The following is a 19,302-nucleotide window of genomic DNA, read 5'->3' as shown; positions in this document are numbered from 1 at the left end:
GTAAGGCGAATTTGTTATGAGATTCAAATCGGAAGCTTTTGATGTATTTCAATTTTTGTCAGAAGAGTATAAATATAATGACCATCAACTTCACTGCGAATTACAATTTAAAGGGAAAGTGGAAGAGAGAATTCTAGAAAAAGCAATAAATTTAAGCTTTAAGGCAATACCAATACTTTCAAGCAAATATGTAGAGGATACAAAGGTATCTTATTGGGAAACTTGTGATTTCAGAGAAGTAGATGATTATTTGACCGTTGCCAAAGATAAAAGTAGTTTTGATGACTTTATTGTTATACGTACTGATGAGTTTAATGGTCCACAAGTGAAATTTTGTTTATACCAAGGTGCTAATTGTATGTTAACTGTAGTAATGAATCATATGATTTGTGATGCTGCTGGATTTAAACAGTACATATATTTATTAAGTGACTTATATTCAAAATTATCTAAGGATGTTAATTATGTGCTAGAAAAGAAGTTAAATGGAACAAGAAGCATTAATATGATTACTAGAAATATTTCTAGTTTGGAGAAGATTAAGATTTTAACTTCAAGAAAAATAGTAAGCAATAAAACTGGTCATCTAAAGTTTCCTCTTAGTTATGATTCTGATAAAAAACCTTTTATTAAAAAATATATAATCTCAGAAGATAGATTTTTTAAGATTAAAGAATATTGTCATAAAAATAATTTAACTATAAATGATGTTTTTTTGGCTGCGTATTATAGGGTTATGTTTAATACACTGAAGCTAAAGCAAAACGATAACTTAAATATAGCAATAATGATTGATATGAGAAGACATCTAAAGAATAAAAATATTAACTCTCTTTGCAATCTTGCATCGTCGGTTGTTACAGGAATTGAATATTGTGAAAAAGATGTTTTTTTTGATACAGTCTGTAAAGTAAAAAATGATGTGGATTTAAAGAAAAATAGTTATTTTGGGATAAAAGGTTTCTTAGAAATAGAGTTAGCTTTCAAGCTTTTAAGTTATAAGACTATAAAGAAACTTTTAAAAAAGCACTTTAACAATCCTATATTAGGTATGACTAATATAGGTGTAATTGATAGGGATAGACTTAAGTTTGGAAACACAGAAGTTGAGCAAGTTTTTATGTGTGGATCAATAAAGTACACACCTTATTTTCAGTTAGCTTTAAGCAGTTTTGATGATACGATTACTTTAACTGTAAATCTTTTTGGAAATATGAATGATCAAGTAGCTGTAAGTGATTTTTTGAAACAGGTTGTAGATGAACTTCCATAAGTATCACTAAAATACTGTATTGAATCTACACAAAGACTCAATTTTTAATTAAAGAACTATAGTAGTGTTTTATGTTATAGTAGAAATTGTTAAGATATGAAATGAATATAGAAAATTATTAAAGCCTCTAAAAAACAATACTGTTTTTTAGAGGCTTTAATGGATTAATGGTATCATAAAATAAAGATATTATTAATTAAATTTGATCAAAATTTAGTGAGTTGATATCATTAAGCCCCTGATAAACTTCTTCTCTAGAAAAGTTATTTTTGATTAAGTCCTCATCACTTTTTTCTAAAAGCATATTATAAAATTTAATACCAGCATCTCTTATTGATTTTGTTTTATTTCTCTCGAGCTCTTCAAAAAGTAGATTTTCAGCTTTATTATACTCACCTTCATAAACCATGCGCTTTAACAATAATTGAAGTAAATCAGTAGACCCCATATTGTTTAAATCTGAATTATCCATAGCTTTTGCTTGTTTTTCATCATCTTTCTTTGACCTTAAAAATCCCATAAAAACACCGCCATTTAGTTTATTAAATATTATAGACAATATTTTATCATAAATAAATTAATTAAGTTAATTATTCTTTGAATTTTCAAAAATGAATCTGGACTTTGAGAGACAGAATTAAAAATATAAATTTTGCAATAAAGTAGTAAATATATATATGCAAAAAATGAATTATAATATTGCAGGAATAACCGTAAATGATGATTAAACTTCATTTTTTTAAATCAATTATGAATGAAATTAACAAAGTGAAATCATTGTTATAAATGATGAAATGTTAAGTAAATGCTAATATATTTACGAGATTATTATGAATAATGCAATAAAGATAATAAATAATTATGTAACACTCTTGAATATTGATAAAGCAATTATTAAACATCGTTGACATTAAAGGGGTAACGTTCATATAATAGGATAAAATAACATATTAAACAGATAGGAATAGTAATTATTTTGAATTTTCAGCATTTTTAAAGGTGGTATATCCATGAATATTAATTGGCAGTTTATAACAAGCAATTGGCCTTTATACGAAAAAGCAGCGTGGCTTACACTTAAGTTAGCTTTTTGGGGTATATTGGCATCTATTATAATCGGACTTATTTGTTCTGTAATACTATATTATAAAGTTAAAGTATTAGATGTGATTGTACGAGCTTATGTAGAATTATCTCGTAATACTCCTTTGTTAATACAATTATTTTTCTTATACTACGGATTAACTAAACTCGGAGTAACATTAAGTGAAACAGCATGTGCAATTATCGGACTATCCTTTCTTGGTGGAAGTTATATGGCTGAAGCTTTTAGAGGTGGGATAGAAGCTGTTAGTAAAACACAAATCGAATCTGGTCTTAGTATTGGGCTTACAAGATATCAATTAGCTAGATATGTAATACTTCCTCAAGCCTTTTCAGTAAGTGTACCAGCTATTGGAGCTAACTGTATATTTCTTTTAAAAGAAACATCAATATTTAGTGCTATAGCAATAGTAGACTTGATGAATGTTACAAAGGACTTAATAGGACTTTATTATCAGACCTTTGAATCCTTATTTATGTTAGTGATATCTTATTTAATAATATTATTGCCGCTGTCCCTTCTTTTGACATGGCTAGAAAGGAAGGTAAGATATGCAGAATTCGGTAATTAGTGCGATTTTTGAAGGAAACAATTTTCTAAGGCTTTTGGGTGGATTACTTATAACAGCCAGAATAGCATTTATATCAATAATAATTGGATCAATTCTTGGTATTGTTTTTGGATTACTTAGAACTACTAAGTATAAGGTAGTAAGATTTGTTTTGAGGATGTACTTAGAGATATTTAGAATAATACCAACATTAGTATGGTTGTTTATACTTCATTTTGGGGTTACTGCAGCTCTGGATATACAGATTGATGGCGAAGTGGTATCTATAATAGTTTTTAGTTTATGGGGTGCTGCTGAGATGAGTGATATAGTTAGAGGAGCTTTGGAATCTTTGCCTAAACATCAATTAGAATCAGGAAAAGCATTAGGGCTGACTTATATGCAGTTATATAGATATATACTCATACCACAGGCCGTAAGAAGATTACTTCCCGGAGCTATTAATTTGTCAACAAGAATGGTTAAAACTACATCCTTAGTTGTACTAATTGGTGTAGTTGAAGTAGTAAAAGTTGGACAACAGATAATAGAAACAGCTAGATTTACTGTTCCAACAGCTTCTTTCTGGGTTTACAGTATAGTATTTGTACTATACTTTATAATTTGTTATCCTCTTTCGTTATTATCAAAAAGACTTGAAGCAAAGTGGAATAGTTAGGGGTGATTATCATTAGTAAAATGAATAATGAAGTGTTGCTTGAGATAAAAGGCTTACACAAAGAATATGAAAATAAAAAAGTTTTAAATAATATTGATTTGGAAATTCACAAAGGTGAAGTAGTGGTTATTTTAGGTCCATCTGGATGTGGGAAAAGTACTCTTCTAAGATGTCTAAATGGTCTTGAACCAATTCAAGGTGGGGATATAAAGTTGTCTGGTAAATCATTGACAGATAAAAATGTTAACTGGCAAGAGGTTCGTCAGAAGATAGGAATGGTTTTTCAAAACTATGAGTTATTTCCACACATGACAGTTATTGAAAATATTCTATTAGGACCAACTAAGGTTCAAAAAAGAGATAAGAATGAAGTACTAGAACAAGCAAAACAATTATTAGATAGAGTTGGACTTCTTGATAGGATGGATTCATATCCACGTCAGTTGTCAGGTGGACAAAAGCAAAGAATAGCGATAGTAAGAGCTTTATGTATGAATCCTGAAGTAATGTTATTTGATGAAGTAACTGCGTCACTTGATCCAGAGATGGTAAGAGAAGTGCTAGACGTTATGTTAGAACTTGCAAAGCAGGGTATGACAATGGCAATAGTTACTCATGAAATGAATTTTGCTCATGCTGTTGCAGACAAGATAGTTTTCCTTGATTCAGGAAACATATGCGAAGTTGCTTCTCCAGAGGAATTCTTTAAAAATCCTAAGACTGAACGTGCACAGCACTTTCTAAATATATTTGAATACTAAAATTGGGGGTAAGATTTATAATGAAAAACATTAAAAAGGTTTTAGCAGCAGTTATAGCTGGTACTTTACTAGTAGGTAGCTTTGTTGGATGCAGCAAGTCTGCTACATCAGATGATAAGTCAAAATCATCAGTAGCTACAAATTCATTAGAAGATATCAAAAAACGTGGAAAGATAAGAGTTGGTGTATTTAGTGATAAACCACCTTTCGGATATGTAGATTCAAACGGTAAGAATCAAGGCTTTGACGTTGAAATAGCTAAGAGATTTGCAAAAGATCTTTTAGGTGATGAGTCAAAAATAGAATTTGTATTAGTGGAAGCAGCAGCAAGAGTATCAGTTTTGGAATCAAATAAAGTTGATATAACAATGGCTAACTTTACAGTTACAGATGAAAGAAAGCAAAAAGTTGATTTTGCTAATCCATATATGAAGGTTTCTCTTGGAATAGTTTCTCCAGATGGAGCTCTTATAACTTCAGTTGATCAATTAAAAGGAAAGAAACTTATAGTTAACAAAGGAACAACTGCAGAAGCTTACTTCATGAAGAACTATCCAGATATACAATTATTAAAGTATGACCAAAATACAGAAACTTTTGAAGCTCTAAAAGATGGTCGTGGTGCTGCACTAGCTCATGATAACACAGAAGTTCTTGCTTGGGCTAAGAGTAACAAAGGATTCACTGTTGGAGTTCCAACTCTAGGAAGCCAAGATACAATAGCACCAGCAGTTAAAAAGGGTAACAAAGAGCTTTTAGATTGGATCAATAAAGAACTTGAAAACATAGGAAAAGAAAACTTTGTACACAAAGCATATGAAGATACATTAAAGCCAGTATATGGTGACTCAGTAAGTCCTGATAACCTTGTAATTGAAGGCGGAAAGTTAAACTAATTTTTAGGCGGTTGATATATAGTATATCAGCTGCCTATTTTTTAGTGTAAAGAAAATATAAAAATCCTCAGTTAGCTAACTTAGATATTTCAAATAATAACATTATAAAATGGTTAGTGATTTTATAAAATTTAAATAGCTTGAAAGAGGTATAGTTATTATTCTATAATTAGTGGATAATAGATATTTGAAAAGTATCACTTAAGTAACTAATTAATTCCAACGATGTTTTTAAACATAATCAAAACCGAAATAGAGGTGAGACATATATTAGAGAATATTGCAGTTGTGAATAGCAATGATGAAATAATAGGATATAAAGAAAAAATGTTGGTGCATAAGGAAGGTATATTGCATAGAGCTTTTTCAGTATTACTTTTTAATTCGAAAAATGAAATGCTGTTGCAGAGGAGGAGCTTGTCAAAATATCATTCACCAGGAGAGTGGACTAATGCTTGTTGCAGTCATCAGAAAGAAAATGAAACAATTAAAGAAGCTGCAGTTAGAAGGCTTTATGAAGAACTAGGAATTAATGATGTTGCAATTGAAGAAGAATTTGTTTTTCATTATAAATGCCAATTTGAAAACCAATTATGGGAAAATGAAATTGATCATGTTTTTATTGGTAGATATGATACAAATATTGAATGTTTTAACACAGATGAAGTGCACGAAGTTAGGTGGATTCCAGTGTCAGAGTTACTTATGTTGATTGATGAAAAACCTGAAGAGTTTACTTTTTGGTTTAAAATTCTAATTAAGAAAGCAGAGGAATTAAAGAAATTGTACATTAATTAATAATTAAATTATTAATTAATGTATAATTCTTCTACATATTGAGGCATAATAATCAATGTAATGTAGCATCTTCTTATAAGTTTTATTCTTTGTAGTTTTAAAATGTTTAAGATACGAAACTATAACTTTAGAAGATTTATACACTATTAACCAAATGAACTCTTCTGAAAGCTAATTAGAAATCAAGGTAACCTAGTACATAGTAAAGAAATAATGGATTAAAATGCAAATTATCATCCATAAGGAATGGCTGGTTACATCGGAATTTTATTAGTGAAATGTTCCAGAGAGTTTAAAAAAATAAAATTTCGGAGGTTCAAAATTATGAATGGTACAGTTAAATGGTTTAATCCAGAAAAAGGATTTGGATTCATCACAGGAGATGATGGAAAAGATGTGTTTGCACACTTTTCACAAATAAATGCTGAAGGCTACAAATCTCTTGAAGAAGGCCAAAAAGTATCTTTTGACGTTGCTCAAGGTCCAAAAGGTCCACAAGCAGAAAACATTACACTAGCTAGATAGATAGCGGAAATCCCCTTAAAGTATGTACTTTAAGGGGATTTTAGTAATAACTTATACTGAAATTTTACAAATAATAAAGTACCAATTCTAATCTTTATGCTTTAGTTATTCAAGCCAAAATGGTTGAGTCCAAGCCATGCAACCATCTTCCCTAGATATTTCAATTCTTACATATTTCTCAGTCCCTAATAAAGTATAGTCAGCTTCATGTCCATAAGTTTCTTTTAAAACTTTACCTTGATAGCCTATAAATTTAAAAACTGCTGGAATGTTATGATGCTTAAGTTCTAAATATAGTCTATTATCAACAGCATCAATTTTATTCAAAAAGATTCCAGTAGAACCATAAAAGCTTCCATTTCTTAAAGCTTCCATTATTGATGTAGAACTTTTTTCTTCACACAAAGCCATATTAAAAGCACAACCGCAACGCTGGAACACATGCATATCATCATTTGCAAATCCAAACACTTTTTTGCCATTTGACAAAAGATTGTCCCATAAATCCGTAGCTAAAGCTCTTCCTTTATTATCAAATTTAACATTATTATTATAAATTTCTAATCCAGTATATCCATTAAGCTGTAGTAATTTTTCTACAGGCCAGTAATTATCCTCATAAACATGAGGATGGCATATTATATTTAGTCCGCCTTCATCATCTACTTTATTAAAAATTTGTTGATGGTTATCGTAATTGCGTTCATCGTCACTATAACTTTTAATATTTATACCGAGAGTTTGATAATCTCTATATTTATATTCAACTCCAGGAAAAATAATTATATCTTCATAATTTTCTTTAAGTTCTGTGAGCATACAGTGATCTGTAATAGCTAAGAAATCATATTTCATTTTATGAGATTTGTACATATCTATAACTGTCTCTAAAGAGTAGTGGCCGCATTTACTATTGTTAGTATGAGTATGTAAGTTTCCCTTAAGCCACATTCCAGCTTTTAAATAAGGATTGATTATCATAAGTTCACCGCCATTTATTAATATATATTTAAAACTTCACCAATTTACTTTGAAAAGCAGTTTGTTTTGTATTTCAAAACTTAGCTGAAACTTTATTCGATGAAGTGTTATAAGCATAAGTAATAGCTAAGTTTAATTTTATAACTGCCATAAACTTATTATATATTATTGAAAATGATTAGTAAAATTTGTTTGATATATGCTAATTTATGAAGTCAAGTTTATCCGGATTAGTAAATTGGACTATTAGAAAATCAAAAGAATAAAACAAATAGATGTGCCATCTTTTCAATGTGAATAGCTTCAAGATTATATGGTTATAGGGAACAAGAGTTAAAGCTACAAAATATATTTTGATTGACACACCTATTTCTTAAGATAGATAAATTTTATTTTTAATTATCATATGATACTTAACCACTTAAATAATTAAGTACTTAATTTGTGGCTGTTGATACATCTCCATATACTATACCTCGGCCGTTTGTAGCTATATATACTCTACCATAAATTCTTGGATCACCTGTAATAGCTATATTGGTACAACCGTATTGATGGCTGTCATCATTTATTCTTGTCCAAGTTGAGCCTCCATCATCTGAACGGTAAATGCCTCTGATATTATTTATCTTAGCACTAATATATATACAAGGGTAAATTTGTCCAGGAGCAGCTTTACCAAAACCTACAGTATCAGCTTCTTGGATATTTGATATCTTCTGAAAGGTTGCACCAGAATCAGTGGAATGCCATATTCCATAGTTACCTTCTTTAGTGCTTCCGCCAGTTAACCAGATATCACCTTCATGACCTGATACTGCTTTGAAGTTTCCAGTACCTGTAGTTGGTAAGCCTGTAGCTGCTGTTACTTTGAAGTTTGCGCCTCCATCAGTACTAATATAGAACTTGCCTTGATAAAATGCATAGAATTTCTTTGAATTTATACGATCAGATGCTACCTTAGCTCCTGTAGGAACACCAACAGAATTTATCCATGAATTGCCGTTGTCCTTCGAATAAGCAACTTTGCCTGAACTACCTGAAGCACTCCAAACCACTGCGCTAGCATCAGCAGCAGCAGCTACAGTACCTCCTGCGTTAGATGTTACACCATCGATATTCTTTCCAGTAAACCAATTGCCGCCTCCATCATATGAAAAGGAGCAGCTCTTAATGCCGTTTTTAGCATCATCATCGCTTACGTTGCCTGAACGAACAATGAAGTTAGGAGAAAGTTCAGCGAAGTCCATACTTGTAGTATTAAAACTTGGATTTAAAAGCATCTTACTAGGTACTTTGGTAAGATCATCGTGTTTGAAACCGCTAATATCGCTCATACCACTTAAAAGATTAGCTCCTGAAGGTGGGCTAATTATAGTGTTTACTGAAGCTTCTTCTATTCCGGCAGCCTTAACTTTTATATCAATCTTAGTACCTTTGTCCCAGTTTGTGAGATTATCGGAGCCATAAATAGTAGCACCAGTGCCATACATCATTCTGTCAGAGTTAAGTGGATCAATAGTTATACAACCAGTCATCCAACCTAGTTTTGGAGATACTTCCGGCATGCTTTTTGATGTCCCCCAGTCTAACCATGGGGCTGCGGATATATCTTGGTTATAACTCAGGTTACGGTTTGGATAATTTCCCCAAGACCAAATTGGCTTCCAAGTAGCACCAGCATCAGTACTTCTGAAAATCTGAGCATCTGGCCACCAGGAATTTAGGCTAGTAACCATTAGTGTATCTGGATGTTGTGCATCAACTGCAAGTCCACCATATCCAAAGTAGTCGTCACTGCTACTTGGAGATACAGGACTAATATTTGTCCATACACCTGTTTTAGTATTATACTTCCATACATCACCTTTGTCACCGTCATATGGACCACAAGTGTTACTATAAGTAACGTATAGATTTCCATTTGATATTAAGCCGTGATGAGGTAAGAAGCCTGTAGAGGTTCCATTTTTGTCTTTCCAATTTGTTTGATTTTGTTTTGTAGGCTGATTTGCAACAGGTTGCCAAGTGTTTCCGCCATCGGTACTTTTATAGATACTTTGATTTGTATCTGCAACTCCAACATATATTGTTTGTGTAGTTTTGCCGGCAGTGCCAGTAGAAGAATCAAAAGTAATCCATACGATGCCTATTGAGTCGTTGAAATATGGATCAATATAGTTTCCGGTTGAAGTGAAACTAGTAACCTTTGACCAAGTAACACCATAGTCAGTACTTCTCCATAGCCCGTTGCCGTTATGTGTGCCTAGATAAAGTATCTTGTTATTATTTGGATCTATGGAAAGTCTTTCACCCATGGAACGTCCTGGCATGTTCCCACCGATTTTAAAAGGCAAATCAGTTTTTTGCCAAGTAGTTCCTTTATCAGTTGATCTAAGTATGGCACCATTTCCAGCCCAATCATTAGTATAGGTTCCAGCTGCTATATAAACTCTATTTGTTTCAATTTGATCTGTAGCTAAGCTTTCACAACCAAGTAGATTCCAGTTATCAAAACCAACCCAATCTAATAGAGGTATCCAGGAGCTAGTTGAAGCATTCCACCGATAGGCCCCTCCCATATCTGTACGAGCATAAATAAGATCTTTTTCCTTTTGATTAAATATTATACCTGGTACAAAACCACCGCCTGCACCTGTCTTAACATTTTTCCAAGTATAGGTAGAGGTTGTTGTACTTGCATTTGCCTTTATTTGATTGTTTAAAAGTGAAGTTGTAGTAAAAGCAGTACAAAGAGTTATAGTAGTGATTAAACCGATAAGCTTTTATTCATCATTGACCTCCTTGTAAATTTAAGATAAGAGATTAGAGTTATTTCATTTTGGCTTAACAACATACAGTATATAACTTTATAATTAAACTTATATTTTTAAAGTTATACATTCATAGATACAACCATCTAGAAATTGAATATATATCCTGAAATTCTCCAATACAGCAGTAAAATTTAAGAATATTAACAGAGCTAAAGGTTATAGCTTTAATACAATGTGCGCACTTTGTAATCGTTGTATGTTGAGATTATGATAACACATAGGTATTTAAATTCAACAAGTGTATTATTCCGAAATTAACCATAAATAATTAAAAAAGATAAGTTAGGTTGCTTGTAAGTGACTATTCGTAGAAATAATAGTTAAAATTACAAGTGAAAAGTTTACAGACTACTTATATTAATGTGGTAAATTACAATGGAATCTTATTAAAATACTTTGTAAAACTACTTTATAAAACCACTTGAAAAAGTTTTTTTTCAGTGATATACTTTAGTAAAAGATTGGTAATTTTGTAATAAATAAAATGGGAATGAGGGGTTATAAAAATGAGAGAATATTTTCCAAACATATCTAAGATAGTATTTGAAGGTCCAAAGTCAACAAATCCATATTCATTTAAATACTACAATCCTGAGGAAGTAGTAGGAAATAAAAAGATGAAAGAACATCTAAGATTTGCAGTATCATATTGGCATACATTAACTGCAAATGGATCAGATCCTTTTGGTGTTGGAACTATGCTTCGTCCTTGGGATAATGTAAACGATTCTATGGAGCTTGCTAAAGCAAGAATGGAAGCAGCTTTTGAATTAATGGATAAGCTAAACATTGAATATTTTTGTTTTCATGATAGGGATATTGCACCAGAAGGAAATAGCCTAGCTGAGACTAACGAAAACTTAGACAAGTTAGTGGCTTATTGCAAAGAATTAATGAAGAAATATAATAAGAAGTTGTTATGGGGAACTGCTAATTGTTTCTCTAATCCAAGATATGTACATGGAGCAGGTACTTCATGCAATGCTGATGTTTTTGCATATACAGCTGCTCAAATTAAAAAAGCTATTGAGGTAACAAAAGAATTAGGTGGAGAAAATTATGTTTTCTGGGGCGGAAGAGAAGGTTATGAAACTCTTCTAAACACTAATATGGAATTAGAGCTTGATAATTTTGCTAGACTTCTTCAAATGGCTGTAGATTATGCTAAAGAAATAGGATTCACTGGACAGTTTTTAATAGAACCAAAGCCAATGGAACCAACAAAGCATCAATATGATTTTGATACAGCTGCGGTATTAGCTTTTTTAAGAAAATATAAATTAGATAAACATTTCAAGATAAATATTGAAGCCAATCACGCAACTTTAGCTGGTCATACTTTCCAACACGAACTACATGTAGCAAGAATAAATGATGTTCTTGGAAGCGTAGATGCAAATCAAGGAGATCCTAATCTGGGATGGGATACAGATCAATTTCCAACTAATATCTATGACACTACTCTTGCTATGTATGAGATTCTTAAGAATAACGGTATTGCGCCTGGCGGTTTGAATTTTGATGCTAAGGTAAGAAGAGCATCTTTTGAACCAGAAGATTTATTCTTAGCTTATATAGCTGGAATGGATACTTTTGCTAAAGGGTTAAGAGTAGCTCATAAACTATTGGTAGATAAAGTTCTAGAAAATAATATGAAAGAGCGATATTCAAGCTTTGATGGTGGAATAGGAAAAGAAATAGTTGAAGGTAATGTAGGATTTAAGGAATTAGAAAAGTATGCTTTGGAGAATAACAAAATCTCTAATAAATCTGGAAGACAAGAGATGCTAGAATCTATTGTTAATCAATATATATTTGAAGATAAATAGACTTTCTTAAATATAAATAAGACTTATACTTAAGCCAGAACTTAGTTTAAACTTAATCGATTTAAAAGATGTACCACTTCGTATTTAATTTTATATTTTTAAAATCAATCACTATAACACGTGAAATTTTAAAAATACATTGATGATCGAAGTGGTACATACTATTATAAATAGAATTGAATTATTTGTTGTAGTAGTTGAAGTGAAAACGTTATATTTGGTATAATTAAGAAAATTATAAAGATAACGTAAAATTTTAACTTTTAGCTGTAAATATTTAAAAGACGAATTTATCTTTGGACAATCTTCTTAGATTGGTGATAGAAGATAAAGTTATATTAAGTGTACAAAGGAATGATAGAACAATGATGAAATTAAAAAATCTAGATAAAGATACAATAAGAAGTTCAAATATAAAGCTAATAATAAACTTATTATTTAATAAAAGAGAACTTACAAAGCAGGAAATATCAAAAGAAACAGGACTGAGTATACCAACTGTAATTAATATTACGAATGAACTTATTGAAGATGGATTAGTTGAGGAGTGTGGAGTTGCTGAATCAAGTGGTGGAAGAAAACCTATGATAGTAAGATTTATGCCAAATTCTAGGTGTTCTTTTGGAGTGGAGATAAATTCCAAATACATAAGAATAATTTTAATTAATCTTGATGCAGTTATTTTGGAAGATGAAAGCATAATGTTTAATGACTCATTTAAACTAAATGAAAGCAACGTAAAAGATATTTTTGATGAAATTTGCAAGATAATTAAAGTTATAATTTTAAAAAGAAATATAAAAGAAGCAAATGTGCTTGGAGTAGGATTTTCACTTCCAGGTACTGTGAATGAAGAAAAACTTTTATTAGAGCTTGCTCCTAATCTTTTTGTTAAGAATATGGATTTTCATTATATAGAGGAAAAGCTTAATATAAAGGTATATGTAGAAAATGAAGCTAATTCTGCTGCTATGGCTGAGCTGAGACTCGGAATAGCAAAGGATATGAGAAATCTAGTATACATATCAGTAAGAGAAGGTGTGGGTACTGGAATTGTTGTAAGTGGCTATCTCTATAAAGGAAAGAATAAAAGAGCAGGTGAATTTGGGCATATGACTGTAGAGAAAGATGGTGTTCCTTGTACCTGTGGAAAAAAAGGATGCTGGGAAGTCTACACATCATCAGAAGTGATTTTGAAAAAATATAATATGGAAGAAAAGAATCCTATATACTCTTTTGATCAATTCTTTAATTTACTTGATGAAAAAGATTTTAAGGCTAGTACTATTTGGGAAGAATATTTAGAGTATTTAGCTATTGGAATTCAAAATATAATTCTAATAATGGATCCTCATTATATTGTAATAGGAGGAGACATAAGTAATTATGAGAGGTTTCTCATTCCTCCTTTAAAAGATAGGATTTTTAAAGATATAAATTTTTTTAGTGAAGATGATTTAAAGCTACTTACTTCAAGGTTTAAGGATGATTCATCCATAATAGGAGCAGCAATTTTACCAATTGAAAAACTATTTTTTATAAATGAAAGAATATTATAGTGGAGGCAATTATGAAAGTAAAGAAAGAATTTGGAGAAGGACCAATATTTACAGCAACAAATTTTATATGGTGGTTTTTAGTTGGGAACTTCTATTTTTGGCTTTTGAATATGCCAATGTTGTTAGTTGTTCTAGGGATAATATCTACAGTAGGAAGTGATAATACATTATTGTTTATATTAACCCTTTTACCAATGGCGCCTGCATTAACAGCACTTTTAAGTTCAATGGGAAAAATCATTAGAGAAAAAGACATTAACATGACAAAAGAGTTTTTTAAAGCCTATAAGACTAATTTTGTTGAGTCAGTGATCTTTGGCTTTTTTGAAGTAGTTATCCTAGTGGTATTATATTTTGATAGATCATACTTTGCAGTTACATCTTCAAATGCAATACTACAAATGGTTATATTAGTACTAGCTATAATTTTCTTAGCAATTATAAATTTTTATGTTTTACCTATAGTTTCTAGGTTTTATTTAAAAAAGATGCAAATAGTTAAGTTAGCTATCTTTTATTTCTTTAGAAGAATTCATGTAGCAGCAGCTGCATTAGCAATTTTATATTTATTATGGACAATCTCACTTAAAGGCGGGTCTATTATTTTACTTTTCTCAGCTAGCATTTTATGTTATATAGTAATGCTATTCCACACTAATACCTTAAATGAGATAGAAGCTATGTTACAACCACAAGATACTAATGGCATAGATGCATAGAAGGTGCATAGGTGTGAAAAAGATCATAGATTTTTTTAATAATTTAAGCGTGAGATTTAAGTTTGCATTAGTATATTTTTTTATATTACTTATACAGATAATAATTTTTGGAATTTATATGTATGAACAGACATCAAATTCAACAGTTAAGCAAGGTCAGTTGGTTATGGAACAAAATCTGTTGCAAACCAAGGAGAGTATCCTGCAAAAAAGAAATTCTATAGAAAGTGCTGCAGATATTTTGGTTTTAGACAAAAGAATCCAGGATTTTTTAGATTATAAATACGATAATTCCGTATATCAAATACAAGATTATCAGTTTAATATATCGCCTATTGTTGAAAACATATTAAAGCAAAATAGATATATAAATTCCATTAAGATATACATGTCAGATAATATAGTAACTGAAATGTCAGACAGCTACTATAGTGTGAATAAAGATACTGATTCCAGTAAGTTTTTAGCCTTGAATCAAAAGAAACCTTTAGATAATGGTTGGACTAGTACCCATGAAGCAAAGACACGGGCACTTAAGGATAGTACTGGTACAGGTGAGCAAGTATTAACTTACTCAAAGAAAATAATTTCAAGTAATACCTTTAGGGAGACTGGTACCCTTGAAATTGAAGTCAAAGAAACTGTTCTCTTCGATATGCTTCGGGATCCAATAGTAACAAAGCTTGGTAAGATATTCGTTGCAGATGAGGATAGTGTTGTAGTATCTAACAATATTCCAAATTTGTTCAAGCAAGATGTGATAAAGAGTAATTTCTTTCACTTCACACCAAATAAAAGAATTAGTGAGGTTGGTAAAGTATTCAATAAAAAATATATTTTTATTTCCATTCCGATTAGTGAGATAAATTGTAATATACTTGGAATATTTCCAGCTGATAATTTTAATAATGAGATTAAAAGTTCTTTTAGAAATATTGAGCTTGTTTTATTATTTTCATCCATGTTTTTGGGAGTAGTTATATTTTTTACTACAACAGCATTGTTGTCTAGGATTAAAGACATGGTTAAGGCTATGAAACAAGTAAGAGATGGAAATCTTAATGTTTCTGTGAATGTTGATTCAACAGATGAATTTGGCGAGCTAGGTACTACATTTAATCATATGACTTCAAGAATACATGAATTGGTAGAGACCGTTTACAAGATAGAGCTTATGGAGAAAGAGGCAGAACTTAAAGCCTTAGAAGCTCAAATTAATCCTCACTTTTTATATAATACACTTGCTACAATAACGTGGGCGGCCAGAAAAGTAAAGTCATCTCAAATAGAAACTATTTCAAATTCTTTAGCAAAGTTTTATAGATTAGTTTTGAGTAAGGGAAATAGGGAAATTACCGTTGGGGAAGAGGTAGAAATGGTAAAGGCTTATCTTCATATACAGAAAATTAGATTTGAAGATAAGTTTGATGTAGTATATAAGATTGATGAAGCCTCATATTCTAAGAAAATCATAAAAAATATTCTACAACCTATAGTAGAAAATGCATTAAGCCATGGGATTGAACCAAAAAGTTCTCATGGAACCATCATAATAAAGATTAGTTCATTTGAAAGTACTTTAAGCATAAAGATAATAGATGATGGAGTAGGAATGGACAAAGGAAAGTTGATAAGGGTGTTAAATGGTGATGCAGAAAGTACTAAAGGCAGTGGATATGCAGTGAAAAATATAATTCAAAGATTAGAAACTTATTCAGGTAAAAAGGATGTTTTTTCTATTTACAGCAGAGAAGGGATTGGAACTGAAGTGTTGATTTACATTTAAATAGTTAGCTTTCTACCATATTGTTGATTCATAGTGTAAGTAGAAATCTCTTAAGGAGGAGGATCTTATTGTGTTAAGAATGTTAATCGTTGAGGATGAGAGATTAGAAAGAGAAGGTCTTCTTGAATTTTTGGATTGGAATAGTTTTGGAATAGAGGTAGTTGAGACAGCCTGTGACGGTATAGAGGGGGTAGAACTAGCCAGAAAGATGCGACCAGATTTAATTATTACAGATATAAAGATGTCAGGTATGGCAGGCTTAGAGATGTCAAAAATTATTAAGGAGTTTCTTCCGGAAGTAAAAATTATAATCTTATCTGGATATAATGATTTTAAGTTCGCTAAGGAAGCCATAAAATTTAGAGCTTATGCATATTTATTAAAGCCTGTAGAAGAAAAAGAGATGATAGAAGTTATAAAAGGTGCTACAAATGAATGCATAAAGGCTTATGAAATGGCTTTAGAGGAAAGTAAAAGTAAGCTTCAGATAGAAGAAAGTTATAGTGTCGCTAGGACACAGTTTATAGCAGATCTTTTCGAGGGAAGAGTAAAGGAAGATGAGCTCTACGAGTACTTAAAGTATTTTCATATAAACCTTATAAAAGAAGACAACATATTAGTAATGATTATAAGGCAATCTAAATTTAATGATTCAGCAATTATAGATGAACAAGGTTTGTTTGATATAATTAACAATAATATAGATGAATTCAAGAATAAGAATTATTTTAATGTTGAAAAATCATTTTTATATAAGGATAGCATTAGGAGTCAACTAGTAGCTTGCGTTTCATTAAATTCCGAAGAAGATTTTGATACTTTGCTATATTATATATCAAACAAGTATCTTGCAAGAATAAAAAGAGAGAATAATATTGCACTTCAGATTGGAATTGGCAAAAAGGTTGAAACAATAGATGATATACCTCTATCCTATAACTCTGCTTTAGAAGCAATTAGGTTTGGAGAGTTTTGGTCAATAAAAGGGTTGACTTACTATGAGGGTGTAGAAGCAAATTCAAAAAAGTTTGAGGACAGACTATGCGAATTTGTAGTGAAAGGGAATTACTTTTCCAAAAATTTGGTCAGTGCACTAAGTTCTTCTGAGGAAGATAAAGTTTATCAGCTCATTACAGAAATGTTTGATTATATAACTAATACTAAATGTAACGATAGAGACTTACTTAATAACTATCTTTACAATATAATAAATGAGGTATCTCTTTTTGTATACAATATAAATAAAAGAACTGAAGAATTTATGCAGGATTACAACGATAGTGTCAAAGCTTTTATGAACTTAAATAATATAAATGCTATAAAAGAATATTTTTATACCTTCTTTGAAAGTGTACTTACATTTCTGAATGAAAAAAGAGGAAGTAAAGATGAGAGTATAGTGAAGAAAGTTATAAAGTTGATTGATAAAAAATACATGGAATGCATAAGTCTTAAAACAATTGCTGCAGAAGTGTATCTATCTCCTAACTATTTAGGTAATATATTTAAGAAGGTTACTGGAAAAACCTTTAATGTTTATTTGTGCGAGTATAGAATGGAAAAAGCCAAAGAACTTTTAAGTAAAGCAAATAAAAAGGTTTCTAGTGTTGCACAAGAAGTAGGAATACCAAATACATCATATTTTTGTATGGTGTTTAAAAATACATTTGGCATAGCTCCAGGTGAGTTCCATGAAAGGGTCATAAGAGGATAATATAAAATTTTAGTAGATATCAGCATTTTTTTAATAAGCTGATATCTTTTTTTTATATAATTAAATAACTTTATAAAGAGTGTTGATTATCAAAAGGAGTGTTGTTTTTTTATATTTACAGTATATACCATAAGTTTTAAGATATAAATATAGCAGATAACTGAAACAGAAGAATCTAATTAATGTAAATGTAATCCTTTTCTACAGCGGCTTTTAATATAATTATCGGCCCTAGATATAAAAAAACTTAGTAAACGTTTTAAAGTAACGGTAGTTTAAGCAGAAATATAATCAAACTTATATTACTAATTTAAGGGGATAAGAAAAGATGATAACGGTTAAAAAAACTCATAAAACATCAACTCAAAAGAAATTTTCAATTCCGAATAAGTATAAACTTTTTCTTATGGCATTGCCATTCTTGATCTTAACATTTTTGTTTTCATATTTACCGCTTCATGGCTGGTTGTATTCTTTTTATGATTATAGACCAGGAATACCATTAAGTAAGTCAGAGTTTGTTGGGCTTAGATGGTTTAAATCAATTTTTGCAAATCCTGTACAGACTAAAGAAGTTTTAAGAGTTATGAAAAATACAATCGCAATAAGTAGTATTAATATTTTAACTTCTGTATTTCCTGTTATTTTTGCAATATTACTCACTGAAATAAGAAGAGAAAGATTCAAAAAAACAGTACAAGTTTTGACTACAATACCAAACTTTATAAGCTGGGTTTTAGTATACTCAGTAGCATTCACATTATTTTCAGTAGATAACGGTCTAATAAATCATTTGTTAATTAACCTTCATATTATTGAGACTCCGATAAATTTCTTGGCCTCTGATAACCATACTTGGTTAAATATGACACTTTGGAGTATTTGGAAAGGCCTTGGATGGGGAGCTATCATGTATCTAGCCGCAATAACTGGGATAGATCAAGAATTATATGATGCTGCAAAGGTTGATGGCTGCGGAAGATTTAAATTAATATGGCATATAACGGTTCCTGGAATTATGCCAACATATTTTGTTTTACTACTACTGTCTATAGCAAATTTTATAAACAATGGTATGGATCAATACTTTGTATTCCAAAATGCAATAAATAAAGAACATATAGAAGTGTTAGATCTTTACGTTTACAACATAGGGATGGTTGGCGCAAACTTCTCATTCTCCACTGCCATAAGTATGCTAAAGTCCATAATAAGCGTGTTCTTATTATTCGTAGCAAATAACATGTCTAAACTTTTTAGAGGAGAAACAATAATTTAATAGCAATATAT

At 30.6% G+C, this 19,302-nt stretch carries 16 protein-coding genes; 13 read left to right on the top strand and 3 right to left on the bottom strand.

The annotated features are described in order from the left end of the window. The first annotated feature begins 16 nt into the window (after positions 1-16). A complete protein-coding gene (locus JHL18_RS06100; RefSeq protein ID WP_200267174.1) occupies positions 17-1,273 on the top strand; it encodes a siderophore synthetase in 1,257 nt (418 codons plus the stop codon). Between the two features lie 196 nt (positions 1,274-1,469). On the opposite strand, the gene JHL18_RS06095 is transcribed toward JHL18_RS06100, so the two are convergent. Then, a complete protein-coding gene (locus JHL18_RS06095) occupies positions 1,470-1,793 on the bottom strand; it encodes a DUF6483 family protein (protein ID WP_200267172.1) in 324 nt (107 codons plus the stop codon). A gap of 490 nt (positions 1,794-2,283) precedes the next feature. Between JHL18_RS06095 and JHL18_RS06090 the strand changes: the two genes are divergently transcribed. The 6 genes from JHL18_RS06090 (at position 2,284) to JHL18_RS06065 (ending at position 6,587) form a co-directional block, all read left to right on the top strand. Continuing rightward, positions 2,284-2,949: an amino acid ABC transporter permease gene (locus JHL18_RS06090; RefSeq protein ID WP_200267170.1), complete on the top strand. Its 666-nt coding sequence runs from the start codon at positions 2,284-2,286 to the stop codon at positions 2,947-2,949. Further along, on the top strand, positions 2,930-3,607 hold the full coding sequence (locus JHL18_RS06085; RefSeq protein ID WP_200267168.1) for an amino acid ABC transporter permease: 678 nt from the start codon (positions 2,930-2,932) through the stop codon (positions 3,605-3,607). Before JHL18_RS06090 ends, JHL18_RS06085 begins: the two co-directional genes overlap by 20 nt. Positions 3,608-3,627: 20 nt before the next feature. After that, entirely contained in the window at positions 3,628-4,368 is a 741-nt protein-coding gene (locus JHL18_RS06080; RefSeq protein ID WP_274600939.1) for an amino acid ABC transporter ATP-binding protein, read from the top strand. Positions 4,369-4,388: 20 nt separating this feature from the next. Continuing rightward, positions 4,389-5,264 carry a cysteine ABC transporter substrate-binding protein gene (locus JHL18_RS06075; RefSeq protein WP_200267166.1) on the top strand — a complete coding sequence of 292 codons (876 nt, stop codon included), beginning with the start codon at positions 4,389-4,391 and terminating at the stop codon, positions 5,262-5,264. 258 nt (positions 5,265-5,522) lie between these two features. Then, positions 5,523-6,062, top strand: a complete 540-nt coding sequence (gene idi / locus JHL18_RS06070) for an isopentenyl-diphosphate Delta-isomerase (protein WP_338025451.1) — start codon at positions 5,523-5,525, stop codon at positions 6,060-6,062. A gap of 324 nt (positions 6,063-6,386) precedes the next feature. Continuing rightward, on the top strand, positions 6,387-6,587 hold the full coding sequence (locus tag JHL18_RS06065; RefSeq protein WP_200267163.1) for a cold-shock protein: 201 nt from the start codon (positions 6,387-6,389) through the stop codon (positions 6,585-6,587). 105 nt (positions 6,588-6,692) lie between these two features. On the opposite strand, the gene JHL18_RS06060 is transcribed toward JHL18_RS06065, so the two are convergent. Together JHL18_RS06060 and JHL18_RS06055 are read right to left on the bottom strand one after the other, a co-directional pair. Then, positions 6,693-7,568, bottom strand: coding sequence for a CehA/McbA family metallohydrolase domain-containing protein (locus tag JHL18_RS06060; protein ID WP_200267162.1), 876 nt, complete (start codon positions 7,566-7,568; stop codon positions 6,693-6,695). Between the two features lie 437 nt (positions 7,569-8,005). Then, positions 8,006-10,150, bottom strand: coding sequence for a sialidase family protein (locus JHL18_RS06055; RefSeq protein ID WP_200267161.1), 2,145 nt, complete (start codon positions 10,148-10,150; stop codon positions 8,006-8,008). Between the two features lie 761 nt (positions 10,151-10,911). On the opposite strand from JHL18_RS06055, the gene xylA reads away from it, so the two are divergent. The 6 genes from xylA (at position 10,912) to JHL18_RS06025 (ending at position 19,291) form a co-directional block, all read left to right on the top strand. Then, on the top strand, positions 10,912-12,234 hold the full coding sequence (gene xylA / locus JHL18_RS06050; RefSeq protein WP_200267160.1) for a xylose isomerase: 1,323 nt from the start codon (positions 10,912-10,914) through the stop codon (positions 12,232-12,234). Between the two features lie 296 nt (positions 12,235-12,530). Beyond that, positions 12,531-13,793 (top strand): ROK family transcriptional regulator, encoded by a 1,263-nt coding sequence (locus JHL18_RS06045; protein WP_243277810.1) that lies wholly within the window; start codon positions 12,531-12,533, stop codon positions 13,791-13,793. A gap of 11 nt (positions 13,794-13,804) precedes the next feature. Beyond that, a complete protein-coding gene (locus JHL18_RS06040) occupies positions 13,805-14,512 on the top strand; it encodes a DUF624 domain-containing protein (RefSeq protein WP_200267159.1) in 708 nt (235 codons plus the stop codon). Between the two features lie 13 nt (positions 14,513-14,525). Beyond that, positions 14,526-16,298: a histidine kinase gene (locus JHL18_RS06035; RefSeq protein ID WP_200267158.1), complete on the top strand. Its 1,773-nt coding sequence runs from the start codon at positions 14,526-14,528 to the stop codon at positions 16,296-16,298. A 79-nt stretch (positions 16,299-16,377) separates the two neighbouring features. Continuing rightward, a complete protein-coding gene (locus JHL18_RS06030; protein WP_243277813.1) occupies positions 16,378-18,012 on the top strand; it encodes a response regulator in 1,635 nt (544 codons plus the stop codon). A gap of 328 nt (positions 18,013-18,340) precedes the next feature. Further along, positions 18,341-19,291 (top strand): ABC transporter permease, encoded by a 951-nt coding sequence (locus JHL18_RS06025; RefSeq protein WP_200267154.1) that lies wholly within the window; start codon positions 18,341-18,343, stop codon positions 19,289-19,291. Positions 19,292-19,302: the final 11 nt, after the last annotated feature.

Origin of the sequence: Clostridium yunnanense (assembly GCF_016595795.1) — a bacterium.
Lineage (GTDB): Bacteria > Bacillota > Clostridia > Clostridiales > Clostridiaceae > Clostridium_AR > Clostridium_AR yunnanense.
The sequence above is the reverse complement of the archived record's forward strand: the minus strand, read 5'-3'. Positions and strand labels throughout refer to the sequence as shown.